The organism is Azonexus sp. (assembly GCF_049652925.1).
In the GTDB taxonomy this organism is placed as follows: Bacteria; Pseudomonadota; Gammaproteobacteria; order Burkholderiales; family Rhodocyclaceae; genus Azonexus.
The window spans coordinates 183,878-190,437 of the sequence record NZ_JBASFI010000010.1; the positions used below are offsets into that span (position 1 = coordinate 183,878).

The following is a 6,560-nucleotide window of genomic DNA, read 5'->3' on the forward strand; positions in this document are numbered from 1 at the left end:
ACTTCCTCAATAAACGGCAACCGGGTAGGACCCGAGAATTTTCAGATAGGCGGCGTAGCCAGCCAGTTTTTCCAGCGCGGCCTTGATCGCCGACTCGTCGTGATGACCTTCGATATCGACGTAGAAAACGTATTCCCACAGCGCGTTCTTAGCGGGACGCGACTCCAGGCGACACATCGAAACGCCCGCCGTCGACAGGGGCAGCAACAGTTCGTGCAGGGCGCCGGTGCGGTTTGGTGCCGACATGATCAACGAGGTCTTGTCACGGCCGGAAATGGCCGCGTCGTGCTTGCCGAGGATCAGGAAGCGCGTCGTGTTGTTCGGCTCGTCCTCGATGTTTTCGACCAGCTTGGGCAGGTTGTAACGTTCGGCCGCAGCGACGCCGGCAATCGCTGCCGTACCTGACTCTTCGGCCGCCATCTGGGCAGCCAGCGAATTGCTCGACACAGAAATGCGCGGAATGCCCGGCAGGTTGCGATTGAGCCATTCGTGGCACTGAGCCAGCGACTGCGCGTGCGAATAAACCTTGGTGATCTTGCACAGATCGGTTTCGTGGGTCAGCAGGTTCTGATGGATGCGCAGCACCACTTCGCCACAAATCTTAAGCGGCGTGCCGAGCAGCAGATCCATCGTCCGGCCGACCGCCCCTTCGGTCGAGTTCTCGACCGGCACTACGGCGTAATGGGCGTGGCCGGATTCGACTTCGCGGAACACGTCATCAATCGACGCCTGCGGCAGCAAGCGCGCGGCATGGCCGAAATGCTTGGTCGCCGCGCTGCCGGTAAAGGAGCCGAGGGGCCCAAGGAAGGAAATGCCGAGCGGCTCTTCCAGTGACAGGCAGGCCGACATCACTTCACGGAAAAAGAAGGTGATGTTTTCGTTGGGCAGCGGGCCGGGATTGGCGTCCTGCAGGCGACGCAAGACCTGGGCTTCTCGCTCCGGGCGGTAAATATGTCCGGCCTCGCCATGCTCGGCCTTGATCTCGCCAACCTTCTGGGCGCAACGGGCGCGCTGGTTGAGCAGGCGCAGCAACTCGCTGTCGATACCGTCGATTTCGGCGCGCACGCCGGCCAAGGCTTTTTGCAAGTCGGTTTGCTGCTGGTCGCTCATAAACTCAACCGTTACGTTTGGCGAAATCGTTCATGAATGCCACCAGCGCCTGCACGGCTTCCAGCGACACGGCGTTGTAGATCGAGGCGCGCATGCCGCCAACCGACTTGTGTCCCTTCAAACCGAGCACGCCGGCTGCCTTGGCCTCGGCCAGGAAAGCCGCGTCGAGATCGGCATTGCTGAGGATGAACGGCACGTTCATGGCCGAGCGGCAATCGGGATCGACCGGGTTAGTGTAGAAGCCCTCAGAATCGTCGATGGCGGAATACAAAATTCGTGCTTTTTCGGCGTTGACCGTGGCAATGCCCGACAAGCCACCCTGCCGCTTGAGCCACTGGAAAACCAGGCCGGCAATGTAGATGCCGAAGGTCGGCGGCGTGTTGAGCATCGAGCCGTTTTCGGCCATCACGGCGTAATCCATGACCGTCGGGATGTTCAATGGCGCCATGCCGAGCAGGTCGCGATGAACAACGACCAGCGTCAAACCGGACGGCCCGATGTTCTTCTGCGCGCCGGCGTAGATCAGGCCGAATTTCTCGACATTGACCGGCCGCGACAGGATATGCGACGACATGTCGGCGACCAGCGGCACACCGGTATCGGCAATGCGCTCGGCCGGAATTTCGACGCCGTGGATCGTTTCGTTGGTGCACACGTGCAGGTAGGCGGCGAACGGATCGAGTTTGATCTCTTCAGCCATCGGCAGGCGGGAGAAGCCGCTGCTCTCGGTCGTCGCGGCACAACGGACATCGCCGATGCGCTGCGCTTCCTTGAACGCCTTCTTCGACCACGAACCAGTCACGATGTAGTCAGCCGAACGACCGGCCAGCAGGTTCATCGGAATCTGCGCGAACTGCTGCGTCGCCCCGCCCTGCAGGAAAAGCACCTTGTACTGCTCGGGAATGCCCATCAGCTCTCGCAGGTCGGCTTCGGCCTGGCCGAGAATGCTGCCGAATTCCTTGCCGCGATGGCTCATCTCCATGACGCTGCAACCCGCGCCATGCCAGTCGAGCAGTTCTTCCTGCGCCTGGCGCAGGACTTCCTCGGGAAGAGCAGCCGGACCGGCGCTGAAATTCCAGATGCGGCTCATTTATGCTTCTCCACCTTCGTTGGGTTCAGACGATTCCGGATTTTGCTCATTTTCCGGGTTGACCGTGGGATTCACCGATTCAGCGTCAACTTCGACTTCAGCATCAACCTCGGCCACCGATTCAGCAACCTTCTCCAGACCGGCCAGCTTCTCGCCGTCATCCAGCGAAATCAGCGTGACGCCCTGCGTTGCCCGGCCCATACCGCGGATTTCAGCAACCCGGGTCCGGATCAGCACGCCACCGGTGGTGATCAGCATGATTTCGTCTTCGTCATTGACCAGCTTGGCGCCAACGACGATGCCGTTGCGCTCGCTATCGGCAATGGCGCGAACGCCCTGCGTGCCGCGACCAGAATGGCGGAAATCAGCCAGCACAGTGCGCTTGCCAAAGCCGTTTTCGGTGGCAACCAGCACGGTCTGCTGGTCGTTATCGGCAACCAGCAGCGAAATCACCGACTGATTTTCCATCAGGCGCATGCCGCGCACGCCACGGGCACCACGGCCCATCGGACGGACATCTTCTTCGTCGAACCAGACGGCCTTGCCGGCATTGGAAACGAGCACGATATCGCTCGTCCCGCTGGTCAGCTCGACGCCAATCAGGTAATCGCCCTCATCCAGCGTGACAGCAATGATGCCGGCCTTGCGCGGGTTCGAGTAATCGGAGAGCGGGGTCTTTTTGACGGTACCCATAACGGTCGCCATGAACACAAACTGGTCGTCGGAGAATTCCTTGACCGGCAGCACGGCGTTGATCCGTTCGCCCTCTTCGAGCGGGAAGAGATTGACGATTGGCTTGCCGCGGCTGACCCGGCTGCCCTGCGGCGCTTCATAAACCTTGAGCCAGTAGCAACGGCCGCGATTCGAGAAGCACAGGATGAAATCGTGGGTGTTGGCAACAAACAGATGATCGACGAAATCCTCTTCCTTGATCGCCGCCGCCTGCTTGCCACGACCGCCCCGGCGCTGGGCGCGATAGTCCGCCAGCGGCTGGGCCTTGATGTAGCCGCCGTGTGACAGCGTAACGACCATGTCCTGCGGCGTGATCAGGTCTTCCAGACTCAGTTCGTGCGTCTGCAGGATGATTTCCGAGCGGCGCTCGTCGCCGAACTGTTCGCGAATCGCCACCAGTTCGGTGACGATGATTTCGGTGATGCGTTCCGGCTTGGCCAGGATGTCGAGCAGATCGAGGATCTTGGCCATGACGTCCTTGTACTCACCAACGATCTTGTCCTGTTCGAGGCCGGTCAGGCGCTGAAGTTGCATTTCAAGAATGCGCTGCGCCTGGGCTTCCGAGAGCAAATAACCTTGACTGGACAAACCGAATTCCGGCGCCAAGCCATCCGGACGCGAAGCGTCGGAAGCCGCACGCACCAGCATTTCCTCGACCACCGGACTGCGCCAGTGACGCTCCATCAGGCCACGCTTGGCGTCGGCCGGCGTCGGTGCCGCCTTGATCAGGGCAATGATTTCATCGACGTTGGACAGTGCGACAGCCAGACCTTCAAGGATGTGGCCGCGTTCGCGCGCCTTGCGCAGTTCGAAAACGGTGCGCCGCGTAATGACTTCGCGACGGTGCGACAGGAAGCATTCGAGCATCTGCTTCAGGTTGAGCAAGCGCGGCTGGCCGTCGACCAGCGCCACCATATTCATGCCGAAGGTGTCCTGCAACTGCGTCTGCTTGTACAGATTATTGAGGATGACTTCGCCAACTTCGCCGCGCTTCAGTTCGATGACGACGCGCATGCCCGACTTGTCCGACTCGTCGCGGATATCGGAGATGCCGTCGATTTTCTTCTCGTTGACCAGTTCGGCGATCTTCTCGATCAGCGACTTCTTGTTAACCTGGTAGGGAATCTCGTCGACGATCAGCGCCTGCCGACCATTGCCCTTTTCCATGTCCTCAAAGTGCGTCCGCGCGCGCATGATGACGCGGCCCCGGCCTGTCTGGTAACCCTCGCGCACGCCGGTCATGCCGTAGATCAGGCCAGCCGTCGGGAAGTCCGGTGCCGGGATGTAGGCAATCAGCTCCTCGATGGTGATCGCCGGGTTTTCCAGCATGGCCAGACAACCGGCGATGACTTCATTGAGGTTGTGCGGCGGAATGTTGGTTGCCATGCCCACCGCGATACCGGACGAACCGTTGATCAGCAGATTGGGGATGCGCGCCGGCATGACCAGCGGCTCATTTTCCGAGCCATCGTAGTTCGGCCCGAAATCAACTGTTTCCTTGTCGAGGTCTTCGAGCAGTTGATGGCCGATCTTGGCCATACGGACTTCGGTATAACGCATCGCCGCCGCGTTATCGCCGTCGACCGAACCGAAGTTGCCCTGGCCATCGACCAGCATGTAGCGCAGCGAGAAATTCTGCGCCATACGGACGATCGTGTCATAGACTGCCGTGTCGCCGTGCGGGTGGTACTTACCGATCACGTCACCGACGATACGCGCCGATTTCTTGTACGCCTTGTTCCAGTCGTTGTTCAGCTCGTGCATCGCGAACAACACCCGGCGATGCACCGGCTTCAGGCCGTCGCGCGCATCCGGCAACGCCCGGCCAACGATCACGCTCATCGCGTAATCGAGATAAGAACGCCGCATCTCGTCTTCGAGGCTGATCGGCAATGTTTCTTTGGCGAATTGGTCCATGTCTCACAGTCGCACCGCTTGCGCGATGCCTTATTAGTTGATTCAAGCGTAATTTGCTATTTTAACACGCCAACTTAACCGTACAGACCCCGTTTTACATGACAACAACACCCCAAGTCATCGACCTGCTGATCGACGCCCGCTGGATTGCGACGGTCGAATCCGATCTCGTGCTGACCAACCATGCCGTCGCCGTCGATAACGGTCGCATTCTGGCAGTTTTGCCCAGTGGCGAAGCTCACGCCCGCTTTGCGCCGGGAAAGCATGTCAACTTGCCGGATCACATCCTGATCCCCGGCCTGATCAACCTGCACACTCACGCCGCCATGACCCTGATGCGCGGCCTGGCCGACGACCTGCCACTCATGGACTGGCTGCAAAAACACATCTGGCCGACTGAAACTGCTCACATGTCGGCCCAGTTCGTCTATGACGGCACCCGCCTCGCTTGCGCCGAAATGCTCAAAGGTGGCATCACCTGCTTCAACGACATGTATTTCTTCCCCGAGGCCGCCGCAGCCGCCGCTTCCGAGGCCGGCATGCGCGCCATGCTCGGAATCATCGCGCTGGAATTCCCTACCCCCTACGCCAGCGACGCCGACGATTACCTTAACAAGGGACTGGCTGTTCGCGAAACCTGGCTAAACGACCCGCTGATCGGTTTCTGCCTTGCCCCGCACGCCCCCTACACCGTTGCCGACAGCACCTTCGACCGCATCCTGACGCTTTCCGAGCAGATGAACCTGCCAGTGCATTGCCACATCCATGAAACTCGACAGGAGATTGAGGAAAGCCTCAAGCAACACAATCGGAGGCCATTAGAACGCTTACGGCAACTTGGTCAGCTTGGCCCCAATTTCATCGGCGTGCACGCCGTACACCTCGACGAAGACGAATTGCAGTTACTGGCGGCCACCGGATCCAGCATTGCCCACTGCCCGACATCCAATCTCAAATTGGCCAGCGGCTTTGCGCCTGTGGCGCGGATGCGACAACTTGGCATCAATGTCGGACTAGGCACCGATGGCGCAGCCAGCAACAATCGTCTCGACATGTTCAGCGAAATGCGCCTCGCCTCCCTCCTCGCCAAAGGACTGACAGGGGATGCCAGCGCCCTACCCGCCCGCGACATCCTGCGCATGGCAACCCTCAACGCAGCCAACGCCTTGGGCCTGGGCAAGGAAATCGGCTCGATTACTCCCGGCAAATCCGCCGACCTTTGTGCGGTCGACCTCAGCACTCTTGAAATGCGCCCATGTTTCGATCCGCTGTCACATCTGGTCAATGTTGCCGGGCGAGAATGCGTCAGTCATGTATGGGTGGCCGGAAAGTGTTGCGTAGACCACAAAACTTTACTCAACAACGACCAAAAGCACTTGGAATCGGCCGTTGCACTATGGCAAAATGGTTTGGAAGTCCGCCGGCAGCCTTGAGCTTCGCCATTACGCGGGTTAAAGATTTTCAAATTTTCTTCAACGAGGGAAAACAATGATCAAAAATATCGCCAAGAAATCTCTGGTTCTGGCCCTGCTGGCCGGTATCGGTTTTACCGCTGTTGCCCAAGAACGCGTTTACCTGATTGACCAGCGTGACGTCGTCGCCAAGTCCGGTTTCGGCCTGTGCTGGCGTGATGGCTACTGGACCCCGGCCGCTGCTGCCGCCGACAAGGCCGGTTGCGAGTGCGACAAGGACCTGCTGCCGAAGGAAGCCT

At 59.6% G+C, this 6,560-nt stretch carries 4 protein-coding genes and 1 pseudogene; 2 read left to right on the plus strand and 3 right to left on the minus strand.

What is annotated here, in order from left to right; translation table 11 throughout:
• Window positions 1-6: 6 nt before the first annotated feature.
• The 3 genes from pheA to gyrA are packed head-to-tail and all read right to left on the minus strand — an operon-like array spanning window position 7 to window position 4,849.
• Window positions 7-1,086 carry a prephenate dehydratase gene (pheA, locus tag WBK19_RS03940; RefSeq protein ID WP_511287147.1) on the minus strand — a complete coding sequence of 360 codons (1,080 nt, stop codon included), beginning with the start codon at window positions 1,084-1,086 and terminating at the stop codon, window positions 7-9.
• A 28-nt stretch (window positions 1,087-1,114) separates the two neighbouring features.
• A complete protein-coding gene (serC, locus tag WBK19_RS03945; RefSeq protein WP_511287137.1) occupies window positions 1,115-2,200 on the minus strand; it encodes a 3-phosphoserine/phosphohydroxythreonine transaminase in 1,086 nt (361 codons plus the stop codon).
• Window positions 2,201-4,849 carry a DNA gyrase subunit A gene (gene gyrA, locus WBK19_RS03950; protein WP_511287139.1) on the minus strand — a complete coding sequence of 883 codons (2,649 nt, stop codon included), beginning with the start codon at window positions 4,847-4,849 and terminating at the stop codon, window positions 2,201-2,203.
• A gap of 98 nt (window positions 4,850-4,947) precedes the next feature.
• Here gyrA and WBK19_RS03955 point away from each other — a divergent pair, with 98 nt between their 5' ends.
• Both WBK19_RS03955 and WBK19_RS03960 read left to right on the plus strand, forming a co-directional pair.
• A complete protein-coding gene (locus tag WBK19_RS03955; protein ID WP_511287141.1) occupies window positions 4,948-6,282 on the plus strand; it encodes a TRZ/ATZ family hydrolase in 1,335 nt (444 codons plus the stop codon).
• A 55-nt stretch (window positions 6,283-6,337) separates the two neighbouring features.
• Window positions 6,338-6,560 (plus strand): annotated as a pseudogene (locus WBK19_RS03960) (OmpA family protein); the annotation flags it as partial.